29 protein-coding genes and 1 tRNA gene are annotated in these 23,254 nt (G+C 69.8%); 13 read left to right on the top strand and 17 right to left on the bottom strand.

Translation table 11 applies throughout. From position 1 onward, the window contains the following. Window positions 1-34 precede the first annotated feature (34 nt). The 5 genes from moaC (at window position 35) to ACLB9X_RS31400 (ending at window position 3,112) form a co-directional block, all read left to right on the top strand. On the top strand, window positions 35-526 hold the full coding sequence (moaC, locus tag ACLB9X_RS31420) for a cyclic pyranopterin monophosphate synthase MoaC (protein ID WP_410363826.1): 492 nt from the start codon (window positions 35-37) through the stop codon (window positions 524-526). Beyond that, window positions 523-1,053: a molybdenum cofactor biosynthesis protein B gene (locus ACLB9X_RS31415; protein WP_410363825.1), complete on the top strand. Its 531-nt coding sequence runs from the start codon at window positions 523-525 to the stop codon at window positions 1,051-1,053. Before moaC ends, ACLB9X_RS31415 begins: the two co-directional genes overlap by 4 nt. Continuing rightward, window positions 1,050-1,712: a GNAT family N-acetyltransferase gene (locus tag ACLB9X_RS31410; protein ID WP_410363824.1), complete on the top strand. Its 663-nt coding sequence runs from the start codon at window positions 1,050-1,052 to the stop codon at window positions 1,710-1,712. The genes ACLB9X_RS31415 and ACLB9X_RS31410 overlap by 4 nt, the downstream gene beginning before the upstream one ends. Before the next feature lie 147 nt (window positions 1,713-1,859). Then, window positions 1,860-2,954, top strand: a complete 1,095-nt coding sequence (gene glpR, locus ACLB9X_RS31405) for a gephyrin-like molybdotransferase receptor GlpR (protein ID WP_410363823.1) — start codon at window positions 1,860-1,862, stop codon at window positions 2,952-2,954. 84 nt (window positions 2,955-3,038) lie between these two features. After that, window positions 3,039-3,112, top strand: a tRNA-Ala gene (locus ACLB9X_RS31400). Between the two features lie 73 nt (window positions 3,113-3,185). Here the strand turns inward: ACLB9X_RS31400 and xerC are convergent. The 12 genes from xerC to ACLB9X_RS31340 form a co-directional block, all read right to left on the bottom strand. Beyond that, window positions 3,186-4,415 carry a tyrosine recombinase XerC gene (gene xerC / locus ACLB9X_RS31395; protein WP_410363822.1) on the bottom strand — a complete coding sequence of 410 codons (1,230 nt, stop codon included), beginning with the start codon at window positions 4,413-4,415 and terminating at the stop codon, window positions 3,186-3,188. After that, window positions 4,412-4,618 (bottom strand): excisionase family DNA-binding protein, encoded by a 207-nt coding sequence (locus ACLB9X_RS31390; RefSeq protein WP_410363821.1) that lies wholly within the window; start codon window positions 4,616-4,618, stop codon window positions 4,412-4,414. The genes xerC and ACLB9X_RS31390 overlap by 4 nt, the downstream gene beginning before the upstream one ends. Continuing rightward, window positions 4,615-5,898 (bottom strand): replication initiator, encoded by a 1,284-nt coding sequence (locus tag ACLB9X_RS31385; protein WP_410363845.1) that lies wholly within the window; start codon window positions 5,896-5,898, stop codon window positions 4,615-4,617. The genes ACLB9X_RS31390 and ACLB9X_RS31385 overlap by 4 nt, the downstream gene beginning before the upstream one ends. 131 nt (window positions 5,899-6,029) lie before the next feature. Continuing rightward, window positions 6,030-6,215, bottom strand: coding sequence for a hypothetical protein (locus ACLB9X_RS31380; protein WP_410363820.1), 186 nt, complete (start codon window positions 6,213-6,215; stop codon window positions 6,030-6,032). A gap of 5 nt (window positions 6,216-6,220) precedes the next feature. Continuing rightward, window positions 6,221-6,424 (bottom strand): hypothetical protein, encoded by a 204-nt coding sequence (locus ACLB9X_RS31375; protein WP_410363819.1) that lies wholly within the window; start codon window positions 6,422-6,424, stop codon window positions 6,221-6,223. 92 nt (window positions 6,425-6,516) lie between these two features. Next, window positions 6,517-6,876, bottom strand: a complete 360-nt coding sequence (locus tag ACLB9X_RS31370) for a SpdD-like protein (protein WP_410363818.1) — start codon at window positions 6,874-6,876, stop codon at window positions 6,517-6,519. A gap of 23 nt (window positions 6,877-6,899) precedes the next feature. Further along, window positions 6,900-7,094, bottom strand: coding sequence for a hypothetical protein (locus tag ACLB9X_RS31365; protein ID WP_410363817.1), 195 nt, complete (start codon window positions 7,092-7,094; stop codon window positions 6,900-6,902). A gap of 19 nt (window positions 7,095-7,113) precedes the next feature. Next, window positions 7,114-7,305, bottom strand: coding sequence for a mobile element transfer protein (locus ACLB9X_RS31360; RefSeq protein WP_410363816.1), 192 nt, complete (start codon window positions 7,303-7,305; stop codon window positions 7,114-7,116). Between the two features lie 5 nt (window positions 7,306-7,310). After that, the gene (locus tag ACLB9X_RS31355; RefSeq protein ID WP_410363815.1) at window positions 7,311-7,493 is read right to left on the bottom strand and encodes a hypothetical protein; all 183 of its coding nucleotides are present in this window, start codon (window positions 7,491-7,493) and stop codon (window positions 7,311-7,313) included. Between the two features lie 13 nt (window positions 7,494-7,506). Beyond that, a complete protein-coding gene (locus ACLB9X_RS31350) occupies window positions 7,507-8,169 on the bottom strand; it encodes a DUF2637 domain-containing protein (protein WP_410363814.1) in 663 nt (220 codons plus the stop codon). A 140-nt stretch (window positions 8,170-8,309) separates the two neighbouring features. Next, a complete protein-coding gene (locus tag ACLB9X_RS31345; protein WP_410363813.1) occupies window positions 8,310-9,671 on the bottom strand; it encodes an FtsK/SpoIIIE domain-containing protein in 1,362 nt (453 codons plus the stop codon). Between the two features lie 5 nt (window positions 9,672-9,676). Further along, window positions 9,677-10,015, bottom strand: coding sequence for a hypothetical protein (locus tag ACLB9X_RS31340; protein ID WP_410363812.1), 339 nt, complete (start codon window positions 10,013-10,015; stop codon window positions 9,677-9,679). A gap of 349 nt (window positions 10,016-10,364) precedes the next feature. Between ACLB9X_RS31340 and ACLB9X_RS31335 the strand changes: the two genes are divergently transcribed. Then, entirely contained in the window at window positions 10,365-11,498 is a 1,134-nt protein-coding gene (locus tag ACLB9X_RS31335; RefSeq protein ID WP_410363811.1) for an XRE family transcriptional regulator, read from the top strand. Here the strand turns inward: ACLB9X_RS31335 and ACLB9X_RS31330 are convergent. Continuing rightward, window positions 11,482-12,273: an NUDIX domain-containing protein gene (locus tag ACLB9X_RS31330; protein WP_410363810.1), complete on the bottom strand. Its 792-nt coding sequence runs from the start codon at window positions 12,271-12,273 to the stop codon at window positions 11,482-11,484. The two genes, ACLB9X_RS31335 and ACLB9X_RS31330, sit on opposite strands and share 17 nt — an antisense overlap. A 612-nt stretch (window positions 12,274-12,885) precedes the next feature. Between ACLB9X_RS31330 and ACLB9X_RS31325 the strand changes: the two genes are divergently transcribed. Both ACLB9X_RS31325 and ACLB9X_RS31320 read left to right on the top strand, forming a co-directional pair. After that, on the top strand, window positions 12,886-13,923 hold the full coding sequence (locus ACLB9X_RS31325) for a hypothetical protein (protein WP_410363809.1): 1,038 nt from the start codon (window positions 12,886-12,888) through the stop codon (window positions 13,921-13,923). After that, window positions 13,916-14,383, top strand: coding sequence for a hypothetical protein (locus ACLB9X_RS31320; protein WP_410363808.1), 468 nt, complete (start codon window positions 13,916-13,918; stop codon window positions 14,381-14,383). The genes ACLB9X_RS31325 and ACLB9X_RS31320 overlap by 8 nt, the downstream gene beginning before the upstream one ends. 410 nt (window positions 14,384-14,793) lie before the next feature. On the opposite strand, the gene ACLB9X_RS31315 is transcribed toward ACLB9X_RS31320, so the two are convergent. The 3 genes from ACLB9X_RS31315 to ACLB9X_RS31305 form a co-directional block, all read right to left on the bottom strand. Further along, complete coding sequence (locus tag ACLB9X_RS31315; protein WP_410363807.1) at window positions 14,794-15,315, bottom strand: hypothetical protein; 522 nt, start codon at window positions 15,313-15,315, stop codon at window positions 14,794-14,796. A 635-nt stretch (window positions 15,316-15,950) separates the two neighbouring features. Beyond that, entirely contained in the window at window positions 15,951-16,904 is a 954-nt protein-coding gene (locus tag ACLB9X_RS31310; protein ID WP_410363806.1) for a trypsin-like serine peptidase, read from the bottom strand. Window positions 16,905-17,014: 110 nt separating this feature from the next. After that, the gene (locus tag ACLB9X_RS31305; protein WP_410363805.1) at window positions 17,015-17,503 is read right to left on the bottom strand and encodes a GNAT family N-acetyltransferase; all 489 of its coding nucleotides are present in this window, start codon (window positions 17,501-17,503) and stop codon (window positions 17,015-17,017) included. An 88-nt stretch (window positions 17,504-17,591) separates the two neighbouring features. On the opposite strand from ACLB9X_RS31305, the gene ACLB9X_RS31300 reads away from it, so the two are divergent. Further along, the gene (locus tag ACLB9X_RS31300) at window positions 17,592-18,389 is read left to right on the top strand and encodes an exodeoxyribonuclease III (RefSeq protein ID WP_410363804.1); all 798 of its coding nucleotides are present in this window, start codon (window positions 17,592-17,594) and stop codon (window positions 18,387-18,389) included. A 182-nt stretch (window positions 18,390-18,571) separates the two neighbouring features. On the opposite strand, the gene ACLB9X_RS31295 is transcribed toward ACLB9X_RS31300, so the two are convergent. Then, window positions 18,572-19,243 carry a MerR family transcriptional regulator gene (locus tag ACLB9X_RS31295; RefSeq protein WP_410363844.1) on the bottom strand — a complete coding sequence of 224 codons (672 nt, stop codon included), beginning with the start codon at window positions 19,241-19,243 and terminating at the stop codon, window positions 18,572-18,574. A gap of 192 nt (window positions 19,244-19,435) precedes the next feature. Between ACLB9X_RS31295 and ACLB9X_RS31290 the strand changes: the two genes are divergently transcribed. From ACLB9X_RS31290 to ACLB9X_RS31275, 4 genes are all read left to right on the top strand, one after another. Continuing rightward, window positions 19,436-21,007 carry a flavin-containing monooxygenase gene (locus ACLB9X_RS31290; protein ID WP_410363803.1) on the top strand — a complete coding sequence of 524 codons (1,572 nt, stop codon included), beginning with the start codon at window positions 19,436-19,438 and terminating at the stop codon, window positions 21,005-21,007. Next, on the top strand, window positions 21,004-21,912 hold the full coding sequence (locus ACLB9X_RS31285; RefSeq protein WP_410363802.1) for an alpha/beta fold hydrolase: 909 nt from the start codon (window positions 21,004-21,006) through the stop codon (window positions 21,910-21,912). Before ACLB9X_RS31290 ends, ACLB9X_RS31285 begins: the two co-directional genes overlap by 4 nt. Then, the gene (locus ACLB9X_RS31280; protein WP_410363801.1) at window positions 21,909-22,814 is read left to right on the top strand and encodes an SDR family oxidoreductase; all 906 of its coding nucleotides are present in this window, start codon (window positions 21,909-21,911) and stop codon (window positions 22,812-22,814) included. The genes ACLB9X_RS31285 and ACLB9X_RS31280 overlap by 4 nt, the downstream gene beginning before the upstream one ends. A 113-nt stretch (window positions 22,815-22,927) precedes the next feature. Then, on the top strand, window positions 22,928-23,137 hold the full coding sequence (locus tag ACLB9X_RS31275; protein ID WP_410363800.1) for a hypothetical protein: 210 nt from the start codon (window positions 22,928-22,930) through the stop codon (window positions 23,135-23,137). Window positions 23,138-23,254 lie beyond the last annotated feature (117 nt).

The following is a 23,254-nucleotide window of genomic DNA, read 5'->3' as shown; positions in this document are numbered from 1 at the left end:
CCCTGAGGGGACCGGACCGGGAGCGCCACAGCAGATGAGTACGCAAGGCAGGCTGACGCACATCGACGACGCGGGAGCGGCCCGCATGGTGGACGTCTCCCAGAAGGACGTGACCGCCCGCACCGCGCGGGCGACCGGGCGCGTCCTCGTATCGCGGCAGGTCGTGGAGCTGCTGCGAGGGGAGGGCGTCCCGAAGGGCGACGCACTCGCCACGGCCAGGATCGCCGGGATCATGGGCGCCAAGCGCACGCCCGACCTGATCCCGCTCTGCCACCCGCTCGCCGTCTCGGGCGTGAAGCTGGACCTGGCCGTCACGGACGACGCGGTCGAGATCACGGCCACCGTGAAGACGACGGACCGCACCGGCGTGGAGATGGAGGCCCTCACCGCCGTCTCCGTCGCCGCACTCACCGTCGTGGACATGGTCAAGGCGGTCGACAAGGCGGCCGTGATCACGGACATCCGCGTCGAGGAGAAGACGGGCGGCAAATCCGGCGACTGGACGCGCGAGGGAGCACAGTCATGACCACCGCCGCCCACGCCACCGCTCCGTACCGGGCCCTCGTCGTCACCGCGTCCAACCGCGCCTCCGCCGGGGTGTACGAGGACAAGGGCGGCCCGCTGATCGCCGAGAGGCTCACCGTCCTCGGCTTCGCCGTCGACGGCCCCCGGGTGGTGCCCGACGGCGACCCGGTCGGCGAGGCGCTGCGCACGGGGGTGGCGGACGGCTACGACGTCATCCTCACCACCGGCGGCACGGGCATCTCGCCCACCGACCGCACACCTGACGTCACGCGTGCGCTGCTGGACCACGAGGTCCCCGGCATCCCGGAGGCGATCCGGGCGTACGGGCGGGACACGGTGCCCACCGCCGCGCTCTCGCGTGGCGTCGCCGGGGTCGCCGGCCGCACCCTGATCGTCAACCTGCCGGGCTCCACGGGGGGAGTGCGCGACGGTCTCGCGGTGCTGGAGGGGCTCCTGCGGCACGCCGTGGACCAGATCCGCGGCGGGGACCATCCAGGTCCGGCGGACGAGTCGTCACCGACGTCATGAACGTGACCTGGCCTGTGGTCCTCGCAGACGGCGACGTCGTCCTGCGCCCCATAAAGGTGCGCGACCAGCGGAACTGGCGCGAGGTCAACCGCCGCAACCGCGACTGGCTGCGGCCCTGGGAGGCGACGATTCCGCCGCCCGCGCCGGGCGGCCCGGTCACGCAGCGCCCGACCTACCGTCAGATGGTCCGCCACCTGCGGGCGGAGGCGAACGCGGGCCGGATGCTGCCGTTCGTCATCGAGTACCGCGGGCGTCTGGTGGGCCAGTTGACCGTTGCCGGGATCACCTGGGGCTCGATGTGCTCGGGCCACGTCGGGTACTGGGTCGACCGGGACGTCGCGGGCCGCGGCGTGATGCCCACGGCGGTCGCCCTCGCCGTGGACCACTGCTTCCGTACGGTGGGGCTGCACCGGATGGAAGTGTGCATCCGCCCCGAGAACGCGCCCAGCCGCCGGGTCGTGGAGAAACTCGGATTCCGCGAGGAGGGGCTGCGGCCCCGTTATCTCCACATCGACGGTGCGTGGCGTGACCATCTTGTCTTCGCGCTGACGGCCGAGGAGGTCCCGGAGGGGCTCCTGACCCGCTGGCACCAGGCCCGACCCGGGTCGGCACCCGGAGCGCCCGGAACGACATCGGGAACAGCACAGGAAATAAAATAAGTGTTCGAAATTGGTCGCCGCCCGGTTGTCGCGGAACGCGAACTGGTCTGAGTAATCACAAAAAAAGTCGGTGATATCAGCCAGATCGTGCGACACACCGGCCCAATTGGCGGATGCCCTTGCGCGAATCCCTCTACGGTGTGATGCGTGAGCAGCAGCGGCCTCATCTACGCAGTCATCGTCGGGGCCTGGGCCGCCTACTTGGTGCCGATGTGGCTCCGCAGGCAGGACGAGCTCAACGAAGCCCGTCCGACCGAACGCTTCTCCACCGCCATCCGGCTGCTGTCCGGCCGGGCGGCGATGGAGCGCCGGTACGCCAAGGAGCTGCGGGAACGCACCACAGAGGGGCCCGAGCACGACGTGGACCCGGATGCCGCCACGGACCGGCTGAGTTCTGTGGACGTCCGGGCCTTCGCCGCGCCCCGAACCGAAGTGCGCCAGGACGTGTCGTCCGACACGTCCTCGGACGCCGACCCTCCGGGCCGCCCGCCGGCCCGCCGCCCGGCCCCGCGGCAGCCGCAGAGCCGCGCCGCCGTCGAGCGGGCCCGGCGCGGCAAGGTGCTGGCCCGGCGCAGACGGACGACGTCGGTCCTGTTCGTCGCCTTCACGGCCGGTGCGGTCGTCGCGGCGGTCGGCGGGCTCGGCTTCCTGTGGGCGCCGGCCGGCCCGGCCGTCCTGCTGAGCATCTACATCGTGTACCTGCGGGGCCAGGAGCGGCGTCGCTTCGCGTACGTCATGGACCGCAGGCAGGCCGAGGCCGCGGCGCAGCGGCTGCGCGAGAACCGGCCGCGCCGGCACCAGCCGCCCGCCCGCGCGCCCGAGCCCGACGAGGAGCCCACGGCGCATGCCGAGCCGGAACCGGCGCCGAGGCTCTCCCCGCAGGAGGCCGGGCGCCGGGCGCTGGTCGAGCAGACCGACCACGCCGAGTGGGTGGACCAGCAGCGCCAGCGCGGCCCGGCGACCGGCGACAGCTGGGACCCCGTTCCCGTGCCGCTGCCGACCTATGTCACCGCGCCCGTCGCCCCGCGCGCGTCGAGCGGTGTGGACGTCAGCGACCCGGAGACGTGGAGCGCGGCCCGCTCCTCGGCCGCGGAACCGACGACCCCTTCCGTATCGGTACCGTCCGCGGAGCCGCCGGCGGACCGGCTGCCTCCCCAGCCGCGCCGCTCCCGCGACCGCGGGCGCACGCCGCTCTTCGATCAGTACGCGGACGAGGACCGGCCGCGCGCGGCCAACGAGTGACGCCGCCCCGGCGGCATCCGTGACCAGCGAGGGAACGGATTTCCAAGCACCCCGATCGGGATGCTAGAGTTTCACTCGTTGCAAGGGCCTGTGGCGCAGTCTGGTAGCGCACCTCGTTCGCATCGAGGGGGTCTGGGGTTCAAATCCCCACAGGTCCACCGCAGCTGAGAGCCCCGATCGGAGAGATCCGACCGGGGCTCTTCGGCGTCGTACAGCAGCGAAGTACAGCAACTACATCTGATCCGGCCCGCCCAGGTGCTTGCCCAGCTTCCGCAGAGCCTTGCGTGTCGCCTCGGACGGGATGTGTGTGTACACCTCCATCGTCACCGCGATCTTGCTGTGCCGGAGGATCTGCATCGCGATCCGCGGATGGACGTCGAGGGCAGCGAGGAGAGACCCGCAGGTGTGACGTGTGTCATGCAGGCGGATCTTCCGGACGCCCGCTTTGGCCGACCGGGCAGCGAAAGCGCGGTTGAAGTTCCGCGGCTCGATCGGCGTGCCGTACCGCGTGGTGAATACGAAGTCGGTGTCCTGCCGCATTTGGCCGGCAGACTTCTTGGCGACCCGTTGTGCCTCCTGGCGCAGCTTGAGCGCAGTCACGCAGATCTGGGGCAGGGGAAGCGTAGCGGTCGATGCCTCGGTCTTGGTCTCGTCGTGCACCAGCTGACGGTTGATGCGCTGGAGCTGGTGCTCGACCCGGATCTCTCCCGCGTCGAGGTCCACGCTCTTCCAGGTCAGTCCCAGCACTTCGCCCCGCCGGAAGCCGAGCACCAGGATGAGCACGTACGCCGGATACAGCGGGTCAGCAGCCGTCCGAGCAGCCTCCAGGAACGCCCGTGCCTCCTCGACAGACCACGGCTCACGCTTCTTTTTCCTACCCGACCGCACCTTGACCAGGCCAGCCACGTTCTTCGTGATCAGTTCTTCCGTCATGGCGTTCGTCAGCGCTGAGCGAAGCACCGCGCGGGCATCCTGCACCGTGCGTCGTGACGGCACCTGCTCGCAGCACCGGCCGACAGCACAGCAGCGACGCTCATCAGCAGGGCGATTCGCGTCCTTGCCCTGGGCGCAGCACTGGCACTGATCCGACAGAGCGTTGACCCACGTCCGTACGTCCCGCACCGTCAGCTTGTCGAGCCGCTTGTCACCCAGGCCGGGGCCGATGTAGAGCCGGACGTGCATGGCGTACGTCTCGGCCGTCTTGGGCTTCAAGTCCGGCTGCACCACCTCCTTGAGCCAGTACGCGAGGTGCTGCCCCAGCGTCGGCGAACTGGTGGCCACGGGCCCCTTGCGCGCCTCAGCGTGCAGCTTGACCCACTTCTCGTGGACCGCCGCGCGAGTTGGCCCGTAGACGTACTTCCGCTTGCGCTTGCCCTCCGGGGTGTCCACCCACGCGTAAGCCGCGAAGCCGTTCCGGTAGGCGTAGATGGAGCCCTCGCCGTTGCCGCGCTTGCCGCTCATGCCGCCAGCCCTTCAGCGCCGGAGGCGACGCGCTCGATGTACTCGTCGACCCAGGCCGGGAGGATGCGGCGGTTACGGCCGACCTTCACGGAGCGGATCTCCCCAGTGAGCACGAGCATCTTGGTCTTGGAGAGCCCGAAGTCGAGCATGCCGGCAACCTCTGCGGTGGTGTGCCACTTGCGCTCTATCACTGTGGCGGTCATGGGGTGAGTGCTCCTTCCGTGGTGTCGGGTGTGAGGGAGGCGGCGAGCCATTCCTCGCCGCGGGTGAGTCCGGTTCCGGCGAAGGCCCAGTGCGCGAGGACGAGGGTGGTGTCGTCGTCCTGCGGTTCGGCCGGCACGGCTTGGTCGCCGCGGGCGATGGCGGCTTGGAGGCGTTGCCATTCGGCGCGGGCGGTGCGGAGTGCGCCGAGGGTGGTGGAGTAGCGGCGGGTTTTGGTGGAGAAGTGGCCGCGGAAGCCGAGCATGTGGGCCCAGGCGCGGAGCCGGAGGTCTTCGAGGTCTTTGCGGGCGCCGAGGGTCCAGGCGGTGCGGATGAGGCGACGGGCGTGTTCGGGGATGGATTTGCGGCCGAGTTCGGCGAGGAACTTGATGGGGCGGTCGAGGGTGCCGGTCGCTGTCTCTGCTCCTTTGGTGGCGTACTTGGCGATGTAGGCGGCGACGGCGCGTTCGGTCAGTTCGGTGCCGCCGTCGAAGTCGGCGGAGCGGATGGGGCGGATGTCGAGCTGGGTGCCGAAGGCGAAGGTGTGGGCACGTCCGTCGATGACGGGGCCGGGCACGTCGGCGGCCGTGGCGGCGGCGCGGATGGCGTCGGTGAGGAGTTCGGCGGTGGCCCAGGCCGGGGGCGGGGTGTCGCCGCCGTCCGGGCCGTCGAGGCGGATGACGGCGTGGAAGTGGATGGCTCCGCGGCGCTGGTACTCGGCGACCTTGGCGAAGGAGACGCGGGCGTGCTCCTTGAAGGCGCGCTGTGAGAGTCCGGCGCGCTTGGCGACTTCGCGGCGCAGGTAGATGGAGAAGCGGGCCCAGATCTTGGAGGCGTGCGCGTTCCAGAGCACGGCCGCTTCGTAGTCGTAGCGTTCGGGGTCGAGCGGGGTGCCCAACTCGGGTGCGCCGGCGGGGTGGGTGGTGCCGCAGCGGCAGCGGCCTTTGGCGGGGCGGTTGTGGACGGGGCCGAAGCTGGGGGCGGTGAAGGTGGCGAACACCCTGGGGTGGGTAGCGACGCGTTCGGGGGTGCCCTTGCCGCCGCGGAGTCCTGCGGTGATGAGCTGGTAGGTGTCGCGGCGGTAGGTCTCGGCGCAGGCGGGGCAGCGGGTGGTGCGGCGGTTGTTGCAGCGCACGAGGAGGTTCCCGGCGGGCAGGTCGCTGGCGGTGAGGTGGTGCAGGATCTCGCCGGTGGTGGTGTGGACGTCGGTGCGGTGGCCGTCGAGGCGGATCGGGGTGGTGCAGCCGCCGAGGCCGCGCAGTTGGCGCATGAGGCCGGGCATGGTGCCGAGCGAGGCGAGGAAGGCGAGGTCTCGCAGCGGGGGCGGCGCGGTGGTGGTCAAGGAACGGTCCTCCTTTCGGGACAGACGAGGGGCCGGGGCACCGGCCAGCAGAGGCGGTGCCCCGGCGGGGGTCAGCGGTGGGGGCAGGTGTTGCGGTGGTCGATCCACTCGGCGACCAGGTCGCGGACGTTGTCGTCACCCGTGGCCCGGCCGGACGCTCCGCAGCGGCAGGCGTACGAGCCGGTGGCGGGGAAGTGGCGGGCGGTCTTGGCAACGTGCACGCCGGGCCGGCCGACGGTGGGCGCGAGGTCAGCCATGGCGGTCAGCGGATGAACGCGGCGTCGGCGGCGTCGTCGAGCAGCTGGCGCAGGGGCGGGACGGTGCCGGTGCCGTGGCAGGTGGGGCAGTGGGCGGTGATGGTGCGGCGCTGGCCGTTGCGGTCGCAGCCGCCGAGCGTGATGGCGGCGGAGGCGAAGCCGTCGCAGGACGGGCAGACGCGGGCCGGTGCGTGGCGGTGCTGGGGCATGATGGGACGTCCTTCCGGTTGATGAAGTCGGGTAGGGGCTGGCCGTCCGGGCGGCGGAGACTTGGCGGTTTCAGGGCCGCCCGGAAGGCCGGTCAGCGCTGGCGCTGGCCGTTGAGCAGGGAGCGCAGGACGATGGCGCAGACGGCGACCGAGGCGGCCGTGATAGCCACGGCGAGGAGCATTGAGACGAGGACCGCACCGACGACCAGGACGACCGCGGCACCGCCGCCGACGGCGACCAGGAGGCCGGTCGGGGTGAGCCGGACCGTGGGCGCCGAAGGAGCGGCCGGGGCCGGGACGACGGTCGGGGCCGCAGCGGGGGCCGGGGCGGTGTGCTGGCAGGCGCACGCGGCGGCGGGCTGGTGCTCGACGACCGGGCCCGGTGTCGGGTGGGCGAGCGGGGTGACGATGCCGGTCGGGGTCGGCATGGTCGGGATGCGCGGGCGGAGCATGGTGAATCTCCCTTCTGAGCTGGTCACTTGGTGGTGCCGTTGACGGCGTCGACGCCGGTTCGGGTGGTGGACTCGATGGCCGGGGCGAGGAAGGTGTCGGCGAGGAGGAAGCCGCCGAGGAGGAGCACGACGATGAGCCAGGTCGGCGGGCGCATGAGCTTGATGCCGAAGTAGCCGAAGACGGCGACGAGGACGATCAGCGGAAGTTCAACGTTCACGACGGGGCTCCTTGGGGGGTCAGTTGACGCGGCAGCGGTGGGTGCGGGCGGCGAGCTGGGCGGCGGACTGGGTGGAGTAGTCGGCGGACCAGCCGCAGTTGTCGCGGGAGCAGACGGCGGCGTGCTTGGTGCGTCCGTTCCGGTCGCGGTGGGTGCCGATCTGCACGGGGCCGATCCGCATCACCGAGTGGAAGAAGTCACGGGCGGGCATGGCGGTCAGTCCTCCGCTCGCAGGCTCAGGCCGGGGAACTCGGCGAGGATGCGGGCGGCGTCGGACGGGTCGGTGGCACGATCGGCAGCCTCTTCGGCGAGGAGCCGAGCCAGGGTCGTGCGACCGGCATCGGCCATTTCGCGTGCTGCTGACAGGTATTCGTCTCGTGTCGGTTCGTGTCCGGGCATGAGGGCTGTCCTTTCAGGCGAGGTGGGCGGCGAGCTGGTCGGCCATCGGGCCGGGCAGGCCCAGGCGGTTGCGCAGGGTGGCGGCGTCGATCGGGTTGCCGGTTGAGGCGCGGTGGGCGTCGGCGAGCTTGCGGGCGTGGTCGACGAGGGCGGGCGGCACGTCGGCGGGCGGTGCAGCGGGCAGGGCGGGGACCGGTTCGGCAGGCTCGACCGCATCTGCCACGGGGGCGGGGTCCGGTTCGGCCGGCACAGTCACCGGCAACGGCTCCGGCTCGGGAACGGGCGTGGCTTCGCTGGTCGGGGCGGTGGATGAGTGGACGAGGAGGGTGCCGCCGAGGAAGGCCAGGGCGGGCCATCCGGCGACGAGGATGCGCAGCCAGTCGGGCACGTCGTTCAGGTCGAGCAGGCCCGCGGTGGCGACGTTGGCTCCGAGCGAGGCGGCCAGGGCGACGGCAAACCACGACCAGGCCGCGCGAGCCGGTTCGCCCTGGGCTCGCAGGGTGCGCAGGCGTCGCCAGGCTGCGACGAGCAGCAGGTCGACGGAGACGGGGTAGGCCCATGCCTTCCAGCCGTCCTGTCCGGCAGCGGCGGCGAGGTCGTGCAGGTGGGCGAAGGACAGGGCACCGGCGATCACGGCTTGCACGAGGACGGCGTCCAGGCGGATCGAGCGGAACATCGGTCTTCGCCTCCTTGAGGATTTGGGCCGGGGCCGGGCGAGGCGTGGTGGGCCGGTCGCCGGGCCCCGGGGCCGTTTCGGGCATGGCGGGGGTAGGGACGTGGCGCGAAGCGGTCGCGCCGACCGAGGAGGAGCAGGCGTCAGGCCGTGACTGGCTCGGTGGCCGGGGCCGGGATCTCGGCCGGGGCCAGGTCCGGCAGGACCGGCCGGAAGGATTCCAGGCCGTCGAGGACCGGGGTGCGGTGAGCGTTGGCGGTGCAGGCGTTCACGGCCTGACGCATCGTCGTGAATGGGGTGCGGATGCGGACCCAGCCGCCCGTGGAGTCACCGGCGACCGCCAGGCCGGGCCGCTCGACCGGGATCTGTGTCGTGGCGAGCACCGCATCGGGGGAGATGTCGCCGAAGGCCATCTTGGCCGAGGCTTCATCGTTGACCCGGTGCGAGACGCGGCCGGTGAGCTGGGCACGGAGCATGGTGATGCCGTCGCCGAGTTCGGCGCCGAAGCGCTGACCGCAGATCTCCACGTAGATGCCGGCAGCGCGGCCGAGTTGCACGAGCCGGACCAGGGCGGTGACGATCCGCTCGCGGCGCTTTTTCTCCGCCGTGTTGGAGAACAGCGCCAGCTCGGCGACTTCATCGACGAGGAGGACGACCGGCACCGGCCGCAGGTCCTCCGGCAGGCCCCACAGGTCGGCGGTGATCTCCTCATCCGGGGTGTCCGCGCTGATGCGCTGCTCGCGCCGGATCACCTGGTACGTGTCGGCCATCCGCTGGACGAGCGCTTCCAGCAGGTCGGCGGCGTCGTCCGGGTTGTCGGCCAGCGCGGAGAACCGGCGGGCCAGCGGGGCGAGTTCCACCCCTTGCTTGCAGTCGATCCCGACCAGCGCGACGTGCCGGGAGGCGAGTTCCTTGACCAGGTGGCGTTGGTAGACGGACTTGCCTGACTTCGTTGCGCCGAGGTTCAGCGAGTGCGGCACCTCCAGGTAGTCGCGGTAGTGGACGGCTCCGTCCTCCCGCAGCGCGACCGGGACGCGGAGCCCTTCCCGCTCGATCTTGGCGGGCATCTGCACCCGTTCCAGCACGTCGTAGCCGGTCATGCGCAGCTCGACCACACCCGACTTGACCTCACGGGACGTGACGCTGTGCATGGCGAACGAGTGCCGCAGCCGGTCCGTGGAGGCCGCGAAGTCGAACGCGTCCTGCCCCGGCTGGAGCTTGACCCGCAGCACCAGACCCGTGCGGGTCGGGCGGATGCGCAGGATGCGCGGCGGCCGGGACTCGGGCGCAGGACGGTTGGTGAGCCGGGCGAGAGTGAGCCGCAGCCGGGACGGCGGAACGGTCAGCCCGCAGGCGTCCATGACCGAGGCGTACCGGACCACCACCCGCAGCGTGGCGAGCGTGACGCCGATGCTCAGCCAGTACCAGGCCGGGCGCAGCCGCCGCAGGACCAGAGCTGCGGCGACCACCACCAGCGCTAAGACGAGGAGTGTCGTGGTCGACATGCCGCTCAGCCCTTGGCGGACGGAGCGACGAGCGCGACCGCGCGGAAGGCGATGCCGAACCGCTTCTCACCGTTGAAGGTGTTCTCCCAGTCCCGCGCCTTCAGGCCGACGACCTTGACCGGCATGCCGAGCGTGATCCCCTCCGGGACGCCGGTCTCCGGGATCGAGACGGTGTAGAGGTTCGCCTCACCCTCGTCCGCGATGGTCAGGCCGACCGTCATCATCTTCGCGCCGGTCTCACGGTCGACCGCGATCTCACCGGTCTGCTTGTTGATGACCTTCGCCTTGGGCTCGACGGCGACGAACACGACAGCGGTCGAGGTGTCGATTTTGAACGATGACATGATGGAAGCTCCCTGATAGGGGCGGAAGCGGCGGCTTGCTTGGCGGTAGGGCGCCGCTTCTGCGTTGGCTTGTGGGAGTCCTGCGACAGCACCGCAGGACGTTCGCGTTCCAACTGGTGCGCACCAGTAGGTTGCATCTGGTGCGCACCAGCTGTCAAGCGTTGTCGCCGTCCGGTTTCTCAACTCGCCTTCTTGCGACACTTCTAGAGAAGCGCGTCGCTCAACCGCCCGGTAGCCAACAGAGGTTCACTGCCGAGCCGTTAAACCGGCCTGTTAACCCCTGACGACCTGCGCGGATGTGAGGCATGCTGCTGTAGAGCTGTCAGATCCACACGCGGGGGCGGTACAGGTGCTCAACCGGCTGCGAGAGGTGAGGAACGGGCGCGAGTGGTCCCAAGCGCGTCTCATCCACGAGATCGAGCAGTACGCGAGACGCCACGCGCTCGACATTGGCTCGACCGCCAGCCTGCGCGTCTACGTCTCGGAGTGGGAGAACGGCAAGCGCCCCATCACTGAGCGCTACGCGCAGATTTTGCGCCCCGTCTTGGGCGTCACCGATGAGGAGCTGTTCGGCCGGCACAGTCCGACCTCGCCGCCCCCAGCAGTCGGCGGCTATGACGAGCTGATCAGCCGTATCGACTCGGCCCGCAACGTCAGTCTCACCATGGTGAAGACCTTCATGGACCAGACCGAGTTGCTGCGGACGGTCGACCGCCAGATGGGCGCGGCCACGCTCGTTGATCAGATGACCGGGCATCTGGCGACCCTCGAAGACGCCTTGACGTTCGCCGTCCTGCCCGAGACCCGCCGTCCGGTGGCCCTCGCGCTGGCTGGAGCCGCCACCCTCGCAGCCTGGCAGGCCCTCGATGCCGGAGGCGTCGAAAGGGCCTGGCGTCACTACGAATTGGGCAAGCGGGCAGCCCAAGAAGCAGGCGAGCCGATGTATCTCGCGCACGCGACGGCCGAGCAGGCGTACGTGCTCAACGACGCAGGCCGCCCGGAGACAGGAGTCGCTCTCGTACGCGAAGCCCAGCGGCTGGGCGGGAGCCAGATGTCGCCACGGTTGCAGGCATGGCTGTACGCGGCCGAGGCGGAACTCTGCGCCAACGCGGGCATGGCGGATGACTGCAGGCGAGCACTCGAAAAGGCCGACGCAGTCCTGCCCGACGGTGCCGAGGCCCGCGACCCGGACATGCTCAGCATCTTCCTGAATGGAGGACATCTGGCCCGGTGGCGGGGAAGTTCCCTCGCGCTGCTTGGCGAGGACGACGCGCTCAGCAGTCTCTACACCGCCCTTGATGAAGCCGACCCGACGTTCATCAGGGCCACCTCAGGGCTGCGATGCAACCTTGCCCAAGCTCACCTTGCGCGCGAAGAACACGCCCAGGCGCAGGAGCACCTACAGCAAGCCCGGTTGCTGGCCAAGCGGACGGGATCAGTTCGCCACCTGCGCCGTATCGAGCAGCTCACGCTGAGGCTGTAGGAGCTGCCTGCCCACGCGAGGCCAGGAGGTGGAGCAGCGCCACGAGAGTGCCCGAGCCCATCAGCTCATCCCTGGCCATCAAGCCGGGGATGTCCGACAGCGGCACCCATGCGACGTGCCCGGCTTCCTCGATGTCGGTGGGGTCGCCGACGTGCTGAGCGCCCTTGCCGACGAAGATCTCGTGCGGTGAGTCGACCATGCCCACCATGGGCTGGTAGGTGACGACGTGATCGAGGGAATCGGGCCTCCAGCCGGTCTCTTCCTGGACCTCGCGGAGCGCGGTGGCATGCGGGTCTTCGCCCTGGTCGACGATCCCGCCGGGGAGCTCCCAACCCCACTTGTCAGGAACGAAGCGGTAGCGCCAGAGCATGAGCACGCGGTCTTGGTCATCTAGGACGGCGGCGATCGCAACGTGATGGAGCCGGACGACGTGATGCTCGAAGCGCTCGACACCAGGCGGCTCGACGTCGACAAGGGCGAGCTTGACCCAACGGTTGTCGTACACGGTCCGCTCGCCGTGAATCTGCCACGACTCCATGGCGGACGGGCGCTCGATACTCACCTCACGGGACGGCACCCGGTAGGAGCTGCGGGCGTAGGACTCGATGACGTTCTCAGCGACGAGCTTCGCCAGAACGGTGCGCAGCTGCGTGCGGCCGATCTCGAGCTCCTTCTCAAGGGTGCGCTCAGAGGGCAGCTTCTCGCCGGGCTTGAGCCTGCCCGAGGCCACCCACTCGCGAATCGTGCGGTAGACCCGCTCCGACTTCGGTCCCATCCCTTGAGCCCACTCCCTGATGTCATCAGCTGGCGCGGACCAGCGTAGCCGCCGGGACTGACCACCAACAGACGACGATCACGGCCCACGGCCGCCGCGGAGGCGGTGAGTAGAAATCTTCTCTACGGGTTCAAGGCGGCTCGCTCCGCTCGCCGCGCGCGGCCCCGGCTCCAGCGCCGGGCCCCGACGCTCCTGTCTCCGCCCCGCTCCGGGCCCCGGCTCCGCCGGCCGCGCGGCTAGAGCGAGACGTCTTGCCCGAAGTGAGAACGGCCGGCACGGGGCTGGAGCGGTCGGCTCCGCGGCTTTAGGCAGCCACCATGGGGCGAGCCTCGAAGATCGGGGCCCACATCGGGCTTTAGCGGGCAGGTCCACAGACTGCCCGAGTCGCGGCAAGCTTACGGGCCCCGATCTCTCGCCCCATGGCAGCTCCCGCCCAAAGCCGCTCCACCGACCTCACAGCGTGAGTGCGGCGACACCCCGCGAGCGGTACCTTCTATCCAGGAGCATTATCCTGGGGGGGACTTGAGCGATAACAGTGAACCCGAAACGTCGTTGCAGCCAGGCGACGAGCTGCGCCTGGCTGCAAGCCGACTGCGGAAGCAAGCAGCCCGTGTGCAGCTGATCGAGGACGAGGCTAAACGGCAACAGGAACATGATCGCCGCCAGGGATACTTCATCGGAATTTCCGGCTCCGTTCTGGCGGACAAAAGCGCCGATGGGGCTATTTCTTCATTTCCTCTAGATGGAGAGCCGATATTTCGCATCGCACCGGTCGCTAATCTGCCTGATATGGGCTCGCTGGCGCGCGCACTCGCGCCGCAATCTAGGCATATGTTCACTCATTTGCATCACTTGTCTCATACCATTAGGCATGAACTTTACATCGCTGAGAGGATTGCGGAGTCCCCTCAGGGCGCACTCAACCTGGCATACCGTGTGATCTCTCTTCTGCGCCTGAAGTCGAGTTGCCTGATCAATGCTGTTTCGTTCTCTAATGCGCCATGGGGTCAACTAGCGGCACATGCGGGTGACGTCTTCATTCAGCCGCTTGAAGACCCACGGAGGGCGCTATGGGGATCACAATCGGCGATCACGGAAGCGGATCTAAACTGGGTTTCTGAGCGACTTGCGAGGGACTTTGATCTGTACGCACAGCCGAGCTACAGACTGGCTTACGACTCGGCAGCAGACGCACCATTCCTTAAAGACTCACGAACTGCGGTGGCGCGCATCTGGTCTGGGATTGAGTCCCTGTTCGACGTACAAAATGAACTCAGCTTTCGGCTTTCCATGTATGCCGCAGTCCTAATTGCTGACGACATCGAGGAAAGAGCTGAGGTTCAGGCAAGGTTTAAGCGTCTTTACGGGCTACGCTCAAAGGCTGTCCATGGAGCAAAGATAGAAGACGCGAAACTTGCCGAAACGCTTGAGGCCTCCTGGCGCCTACTGCGCGACCTATTGATCTCATGCATTCGTTCGGGACCTTCCGTGCCGTCCACTGCCGTTTTGGATCAAGCCCTCCTCGGCCGCCAGCTAGTGCGTGAGGATGGCGCGAACTTCAACTCCGCCGATCACTCGATGAATTCAGACGCTAACCACGGCCGGGATGGAAGCAGCCCCTCATTCTCGGGCAGGATTTCCCATGAGTGACTGGGGGATTGCTCTGATAGCCGCTGGTTCGGCGGTAGCGGGCAGCGTTGCGACAGGCTGGTTCACGAGGAACGCGGGCCACCGACAGGCGGCCGCCGCGCAGCATGCCGGTGATAGGCAGGCAGATGCGCTAATAGCCACAGCGCAGGCCACCCTGGAAGGGCAACGCGCCGCACGCACCCACGACCGGCGAAGACAGGTCTACGCTCAGTTCATCGAGGTTGCCCAGCGCATCCATGACTTCGGTAGTCGGGATCGAGAAGACCTGGCGGCGCTCGCCCGGGCAGCGATCAACGTGGAACTGGAAGGCCCCGAGGAAGTCTGCAAAGCGGCAGGCGTGTACTTTCTCGTGTTGGCTGAGGCGGTGACCAGCCCAACAGCAGTCGACGAAACCCGCCTTCAGGACAGCCAGATGCGCTTCCTGGAGTCCGCTAAGGGAGCGCTGTGGGACGTCGCATGAACCCTCCCGGTGACATCTACAGCTGACATCAACGACCGCGGACCGCAGCGGTCACGCACGTCTAATCGCAGCACAGGCAGCCATGCCAGCGCCAGCGGTAGCGGACCTCTGCGCGAACTCCTAATGCGGTGATCGGCGGCCGCGCTGTACAGCAGTGGAGTACAGCAACCACGCCGACCGCAGCGGACCTTCAGCGCACCTGAGGAGCCGAGAGGCATGCCCGGCAGACCTCAGCGACCGCCCCGCCGATAGTTCGCATCGAGGGGGTCTGGGGTTCAAATCCCCACAGGTCCACCGCAGCTGAGAGCCCCGATCGGAGAGATCCGACCGGGGCTCTTCGGCGTCGTACAGCAGCGAAGTCTGACGCCGGGGGCTCTCGAAGGTGACGTCGAGGCGCGCCTGCTCCACACCTACAGTTCCGCTTTGCGGCCGGGCTCTCCGAAGGCTGACGCGTGACGGTTGGCGTCGATACAACGCTGGGCCTGCTTCCTGAGCAGGGCGCACCAGGGATAAACGAGCAGTCCTCCCAGCACGCCCCCGACCAACGATGCTCCCAATCGGTAGTTGAACCAGCCGGCGGCTCCGCCGATGAGAGCCAGAAGCAGCCCCAGCAGGGAAAGCGCGGCGAACAGGGGTCCGAACCATCGCGTGGCGCTGCCGGGCCGAATCGAGCTGTCGACCCATGCGTGGTAACACCTTGCGCGTTGTACGGCCAGCGCCGCCATCCGTGGATCTGAGACCGCACGGCCGCGCAAGGTGGCCCGGTACAGCTCCCACCGGTCCCGCCAGGGCAAGGCCTTCGCCGTCCGGCACCACTCGGCCCAGCCACTCTCGATTTGCTTCCGCCGGTCGATGATCACCAAGACAGCGAAAGATGCGGCCAGAAGGATGAGTGTGACGTAGAGCAGATCTGTCGCCAACGAATCAGACATGGCATTTCCTCACCTCGTGAATCGGGAATCCTCAGCGAGGCAGGAACACGTGCGACTGTCCACCGCCGGGGCGCTTCACCGGCCTTGCCTCGACATTCAGGGTGCCGGGCACCGGGAAGAGGAGCTCGTCCCGAACATTCGTTTCTTGACGGCAAGGTCGCCACGCGATAGGGAACCATCCTCCTGGGGTGATCGATGGCGTTCTGGAGCGTGTACTCGGGGTAGGTGGCGCGGCAGTGTGGTGTGTGTCACTTCCGTCGTCTGTGGTCCTGGGGCGTCGCGGGCTACCGGCGAAACGCAGCACGGTCACGCTGTTGGCCTGTGTGGACGGGCTCGTCTTCGACCGGCTCGTGAACAACGGCCGGGAAGGGGCACCTGGACCGCGATCTGGACCGGGAGCTGGACCGGGATATCGGGGACCTGGTCGCGGTGGCGCTGGGCCGTGCGGCCTCGCGCGGCGTGTGAGCGCCGTGTCGTCACGTGCGGTCGGCCCGTGAGCGCTGTGTCGTCACGTGCGACCGGACCCTGAGCGCTGTGTCGTCAAGCGCCCCGCGCGACCGGACCGTGCGCGCCGTGCCGTCAAGTCCCCCCGCGCGGCCGGGCCGTGAGGCGGCCCGGGCGCGCGGGGGCCGCGGTCAGGAGACCTGTGCCTTGTCGTAGACCGCCTTCGCCTCGTTGCCGAAGTACGGGCCGAACATCCGGTTGGGCCAGAAGGTGTAGCCGAAGCTGTTCACCGAGACCTGGAGGCCGGTGCCGGTCGCCTCGCTGAACGAGGTGAACCAGGGGCCGCCGCTGGAGCCGCCGGTCATGTCGCAGCCCAGGCTGTGGTCCTGCGAGAAGAGGAAGTCCTTCGAGCTGTTGCCGCTGCAGTGGATCAGCTTGCTGCCGTCGTACGGATCGGCGGCGGGGAAGCCGAACGCGTACATCGCCTTGTTGTAACCGCCGTTGAACTGCAGGCCCTGCGCACCGACGGTCTGCGCGAGCGTCCTGCCGTTCAGCGGGGCGACGACGGCCGCGCCGACGTCGTAGTTGATGTCCTCGCTCGCCGCCCACGCGTCGGTCGTCAGGGTCTTCGTCGCGCTCCACTGCCCGTACGGGGCCTGGCCGTTGTCGTACGCGGGCACGAAGACCCAGTTGGTGTGCCAGGAGCCCTGGTACTTCACGCAGTGGCCTGCGGTGATGACCGTGCTGCCGTTCTGGCTGGTGACCGAGTTGCCGGAGCAGGACGCCGTACGGCCCTGGAAGGTGAAGAACACCCGGCCCGACGTCTTCACCACGACGCCGCCGCCGGTCCAGGGGCCGCCCGGCTCCGGGAAGGCGGTCGGCGCGATCACCGTCTTCTCGCCGCCGGGCTTCGGCGCCTTGAGCGAGCCGGGGACGGCGCGGATCAGGTCGAGCGGGGTGGCGGAACGCATGCGCTCGGCGGTCCAGAAGCCCGTCGGCGCCTGCTTCGGGGCGAAGGACGCGGGGGTGGAGGCGGTGGGAGGAGAGGGGACGGGGGCCGCGGTGGCGGAGGTGGCCGACAGGGCCCCGGCGAACAGAGTCGCGGCCGCCAGCACGATGCCGGCGGACGTCCGATGGCGTCTCACGCAGGTCTCCTTCTGCCGTGCCCGCCCGGTGGCGCACGAGGGCGGGGTGGGGGACGAGGCGGTGCGGAAGAACGTGCGTGAGGCAGGGTGCCACGAATGGCGTGACTATGTCAGGAGCGTGTCAAATTTTTGGCCATGCACCGGCTGCTCTCGTAGGAGCGGTAGTGGCCGAATTTCGCGCACGGCTCGTAGCCGCTTGAGGCGTAGAGGGCTATCGCCTCGGGCTGCATGTCGCCGGTCTCCAGGACCATCCGGACCCGGCCGGCGGTGCGGGCGTCCTCCTCCAGGGCGGCGAGAATACGGCGGGCGAGGCCGAGTCCACGGGCCTCGGGGACCACGTACATGCGCTTCAGCTCGGCGTCGCCGTTCGCGTATCCCATCGGGTTCTCGTCCTGGGTCCGCCAGCCGCCGGTGGCCACGGGGCGGTCGTCGGTGTCGTACGCGATGAGATACAGGCCACACGGCGGCTCGAACATCGAGGCGTCGAGCGGGGTGACATCGCCGTCCCCGTCTCCGTAACGCTCGGCATATTCGAGCTGCACCTCGTCGTTGAGCTTCACGGCGTCGGGGTGGTCGAAGGCCACGGCTCTGAGCTGCATGCCGAAAAGCGTACGGGCAGACGAGCGGGAGCAGGGATGGTGGCGGACAGGGACCGGTCCGCCACCCGGCGGTCGGTAGGCTGCCGGAATGCTCACCGTGACGACCGTGAATGTGAACGGACTGCGCGCCGCTGCGAAGAAGGGTTTCGGCCCGTGGCTGGCGGGCTCCTCCGCCGACGTGGTCTGCCTCCAGGAAGTACGCGCCGAGGCCGACCAGCTGCCGGCCGAGGTGCGCAGCCCGGAGGGGTGGTTCACGGTGCACGCCCCGGCCGCCGCCAAGGGGCGCGCGGGAGTCGCGCTGTACATGCGGCGCGAGCCGGAGGCGGTGCGGATCGGCTTCGGGTCGAGCGAGTTCGACGGTGCCGGCCGGTACGTGGAGGCCGACCTGCCCGGCGTCACCGTCGCGAGCCTGTACCTGCCCTCGGGCGAGGTGGGCACGGAGCGGCAGGACGAGAAGACGCGGTTCATGGACGCGTTCCTGCCGTACCTGAAGGAGCTGCGGGAACGGGCGGCCGCGGACGGCCGCGAGGTCGTGGTCTGCGGTGACTGGAACATCGCCCACCAGGAGGCCGACCTCAGGAACTGGAAGGGCAACCGGAAGAACTCGGGCTTCCTCCCGGAGGAGCGCGACTGGCTCACGCGGGTGTACGCGGAGGCCGGTTACGTCGACGTGGTCCGCGCTCTGCACCCCGACCAGGAGGGCCCCTACTCGTGGTGGTCCTACCGCGGGCGGGCCTTCGACAACGACACGGGCTGGCGCATCGACCTCCAGGTGGCGACGCCCGGGCTCGCGCGGCGGGCCGTGAAGGCGTGGGTGGAGCGGGCCGCGACGCACGGCGAGCGCTGGAGCGACCACGCGCCGGTGAGCGCGGTCTACGAGCTGTAGGGCGTCTTCTCCGTTCCGGTCCGCAGGGCGAGCGGTGACTCCGGTCGGCAGGGGGAGTCACGTCTCTCGTCCGCAGGGTGCGCCGTGACGTCGTCGTGTGAACGGCCGCTCTCCGAGGGCGTGGTGATGCCGGCGACTGCGGCGGACTCCAGGTCCAGAGCTGAGGAGTCGGGCCGCCGAGGTCAGTCCGTGGGATCGACGTTCTCCGGCGTCGTGGAGCCCGGCGCGTCCGGCTGCCGGCGGCTGCGCAGGCGGCGGTCCATCGCCATCGACAGTTCCGCGTCGACCACGCTCTTGGCCAGCGGGCGCAGCCGCTCCAGCTCGGACTCCGCGCTGTGGGCCGCGAGCATGTCGACGAACAGGTCCGCCAGTGCGTCCGCGTGGGTGCGGACCCGGCGGCCCGCCTCCAGGACTGCCGAGAGCGGCACGCCCTCCCGTACCAGCTCGGCCGAGACGTCCAGCAGCCTGCGGCTGATGTGGACGATCTCGTCGCCGTCGGTCGCCAGGTAGCCCAGCTCCAGCGCCTTGGCGAAGTTCTCCGGGGTGACCTCGCCCTCGAAGTAGTCGGCGAGGGCCTCGGGGGTGAGCCGGACCGGGGTCTCCTCGGTGGGTTCGCCGAGGCCCAGGACCTCGCCGACGTCCCGGCCGCTCTCGAACGCGGTCGCGAGGTCCGCGATGCCGTTGAGCGTGTGGCCGCGCTCCAGCAGGGCGGCGATCGTCCGCAGCCTGGCCAGGTGGTGGTCGTCGTACCAGGCGATGCGGCCCTCGCGGCGGGGCGGCTGGATCAGACCGCGCTCGCGGTAGAAGCGCAGGGTGCGCACCGTGATGCCGGCCTCCTCGGCCAATTCCTCCATGCGGTACTCACGCGCCTCAGTCACAGCAGAAGCCTATGTTGTACCGCCGGTAACTTGTGGGGCCCAACCCCTACCGCTCGGTATGCCGCTGCTCTACCCTCCCAACCATGCCAGTGATTGCTGGCAGTTTCTTTGCGTTCTTTGCGGTACGGCGATCCGGGACGTTCAGCGGTTTCAGCGGGAGGCGGCGGCATGACGGAGCAGCACGAGCACGTACGAGTGGCGGTGATCGGATCCGGATTCGGTGGCCTGGGAGCCGCGGTCCGGCTGCGCCGCGAAGGCATCACCGACTTCGTCGTCCTGGAACGCGCGGACTCGGTCGGCGGCACCTGGCGGGACAACGACTACCCGGGCTGCGCCTGCGACGTACCCTCCCACCTCTACTCGTTCTCCTTCGCGCCCAACCCCGACTGGCCGCGCACCTTCTCCGGCCAGGAGCACATCCGCGCCTACCTGGAGCACGTCGCCGACACCTTCCGGCTCCGCTCCCATCTGCGCCTCAAGCACGAGGTGCTGAGAATGCGCTGGGACAACGACGCCCTCCGGTGGGACATCGAGACCTCGCGGGGCCGGTTCACCGCGGACGTCGTCGTCTCCGCGAGCGGGCCGCTGTCCGACCCGAAGACGCCGGACGTGCCCGGCCTGGACGGCTTCCCCGGCAAGGTCTTCCACTCCGCCCGCTGGGATCACGACTACGACCTCACCGGCAAGCGCGTGGCCGTGATCGGGACCGGGGCGTCCGCGATCCAGATCGTGCCCGCGATCCAGCCGAAGGTGGGCCGGCTGACCCTGTTTCAGCGCACGCCGCCGTGGGTCATGCCGCGCATCGACCGCAGGATCACCGAGGCCGAGCGCTGGCTGCACCGGCAGCTGCCGTTCACCGGGACCGCGCGGCGCGGCCTGCTGTGGGGCATTCGGGAGCTCCAGGTCCAGGCGTTCACCAAGCGGCCGGGCGAGCTCGGGATCGTCGAGCGGCTGGCCAAGGCCAACATGGCCAAGGCGATCAAGGATCCGGCGCTGCGCGCCAAGCTGACCCCCTCGTACCGCATCGGCTGCAAGCGCATCCTGCTCTCCAGCACGTACTACCCGGCACTCGCCCAGCCCAATGTGGACGTCGTCGCGTCCGGGCTGACCGAGGTGCGCGGCTCGACCGTGGTCGCCGCCGACGGCTCGGAGACCGAGGTGGACGCGATCATCTTCGGCACCGGGTTCCACGTCACCGACATGCCGATCGCCGAACGCGTCGTCGGCGCCGAGGGGATCACGCTGGCGGAGGCGTGGAAGGACGGGATGGAGTCGCTGCGCGGCGCGACGGCGGCGGGCTTCCCCAACTGGATGACGATCATCGGTCCGAACACCGGACTCGGGAACTCCTCCATGATCCTCATGATCGAGTCGCAGCTGAACTACATGGCCGACTACCTGCGCCAGCTCACCCTGCTCGGCGAGGGCAGCGTCCTCGCCGCCCGGCCCTCCGCCGTGCGCGCCTGGAACCGGCGCGTGCAGGAACGGATGAAGCGCACCGTGTGGAACACCGGCGGCTGCACCAGCTGGTACCTCGACGCAGGCGGCCGCAACACCACCATCTGGCCCGGCACGACGAGCGAGTTCCGCAGCGCGACGCGACGGGTGGACCTCGCCGAGTACGAGGTGATCCGCGCCCGCAAGGCCCCGGCCGGAACGGTCCGGGCCGCGACGAGCGCGAAGAACCCGGCGAAGAGCGCGGCGAAGGACGCGGTGAAGAACGCGGAGGCCGTCGCATGAGCCGGCTGTTGAAGCGCACCGACGCGCCGCCCGTCGCCGCACGCGAACTGTCCGCGGTCTCGGCCGACGGCTCCCGCCTCCACGTCGAGATCCACGGCCGCGAGGACATGCCGGCCGTGGTGCTCGCCCACGGCTGGACCTGTTCCACACACTTCTGGGCGGCCCAGATACGAGACCTGGCCGCCGACCACCGCGTCGTCGTCTACGACCAGCGGGGGCACGGCCGCACGCCCGCCGGACCCGTCGGCACCGAGCGGCTCGCCGACGACCTGGAGGCCGTGCTCGCGGCCGCCCTCGCGCCGGGCGAGAAGGCCGTGGTCGCCGGACACTCCATGGGCGGCATGACCATCATGGCCGCGTCCCGGCGGCCCGGCTTCCGCGAGCACGCCGCCGCGGCGCTGCTGTGCAGCACCGGCAGCGCCCGGCTCACCGCCGAGTCGCTGGTCGTGCCGATGCGGCCCGGTGCGCTGCGCACCCGTCTCACGCACCTCATCCTCGGCGCGCGCGCCCCGCTCGGGCCGGTCACGCCGCTGTCCCGGCGCATCCTCAAGTACGCCACGATGGGCCCCGGTTCGTCCCCGGAGCGGGTCGACGCGTGCGCCCGCATCGTGCACGCCTGTCCGCGCAAGGCCCGCGTGGCGTGGTCGCACGTGCTCGGCGAGCTCGACCTCGACGAGGGCGTGCGGGCGCTGACCGTGCCGACCGTCGTGGTGGCGGGCACGGTGGACCGGCTCACGCCGCTCGTGCACGCCAAGCGGCTCGCCCTCGACCTGCCGGACTGCGTCGACCTGGTCGAACTCGCGGGCATGGGACACATGACACCGGTCGAGGCGCCCGAGGCGGTGACCGGGAAGATCCGTGAGCTGACCGGCACCTACCTGACGACGAAGGAGGAGGTCGCATGAGCAGGAAGAGCCTGGAAGGGCAGGTCGCGGTCGTCACCGGCGCGGCGCGCGGCGTCGGCGAGCTGCTGGCCCGCAAGCTGTCGGCCCGCGGGGCGAAGGTCGCGCTCGTCGGCCTCGAACCGGACGAGCTGAAGAAGGTCGCGGCCCGCCTCCACACCGAGTGCGACCACTGGTACGCCGACGTCACGGACCACGACGCCATGGCGCGCGTCGCCGAGGAGGTCAAGGAGCGGTTCGGCAAGGTCGACGTCGTCGTCGCCAACGCGGGTGTGGCGGCGGGCGGCCCGTTCCTCGACTCCGACCCGGTGTCCTGGCGGCGCGTGATCGAGGTCAACCTGATCGGCAGCGCGGTGACGGGGCGGGCGTTCCTGCCCGTGCTGGTGGAGAGCCGCGGCTACTTCCTCCAGATCGCGTCGCTGGCGGCGATCACGCCCGCGCCGATGATGTCCGCGTACTGCGCGTCCAAGTCGGGCGTGGAGGCCTTCGCGCATTGCCTGCGCGCCGAGGTCGGCCACCAGGGCGTGCAGGTCGGCGTCGGCTACCTGTCCTGGACGGACACGGACATGGTGCGCGGCGCGGACCAGGACGACGTGATGCGCGAGCTGCGGGCGCGGCTGCCGTGGCCGGCGAACCGCACGTATCCGCTGGGCCCGGCGGTGGACCGCATCGTGGCCGGGATCGAGCGCCGCTCGGCGCACGTGTACGCGCAGTGGTGGCTGCGGGGCATGCAGCCGGTGCGCGGCTACCTGCCCGCGGTCATCGGGACGGTCGGCCGGCGGGAGGTGCGGCGGTTCGCACCCAGGCTCGCCGGTGTCTCGAAGGGCCTGGTGGGAGCGGGTGGAGCGGCGGACGAGTCGGTCCGCGCGGCGAACGCCCAGGCCGCGCGGGGGCCCGGCCGCTGATCGAAATGCACGGGATATGCCCGCGTGCGAGGCTGGTCGTGGTGCAGGGGGCGGCGGACCTCCCAGGGGTGTGCCCGCCCCCGACCTCCTCATCCTTCCGGGAGTGACGTCTCATGGGAATGCCGGACCAGTCCAAGGAAAAGTCGCAGGAGAGCGCCGACCGGGCGCAGCAGAAGGCGCAGGGCGAGCAGCCGTCGAAGGGCGCGGGCCAGGACCGTGAGAAGGCACCGCCGCCGTGGGGGACGGGACCGGACGACGCACGGGACACGCAGGAGGCGCTGCAGGAGGAACTGGACCGGTTCAACCAGGACTACGACGCCTGAGCCGCCGCGTACGGGCCCGTACGGGAAACGCCTGACCCGCCGCGTACGGACCAGGCCTGACACCGCGTACACCGAAGGCGCACCCGCTCCTCGCGGGTGCGCCTTCGCCGTCTGCCG

Source organism: Streptomyces sp. 5K101, assembly GCF_046506645.1.
In the GTDB taxonomy this organism is placed as follows: Bacteria; Actinomycetota; Actinomycetes; order Streptomycetales; family Streptomycetaceae; genus Streptomyces.
This window is presented reverse-complemented; position numbering and strand designations above follow the sequence as displayed.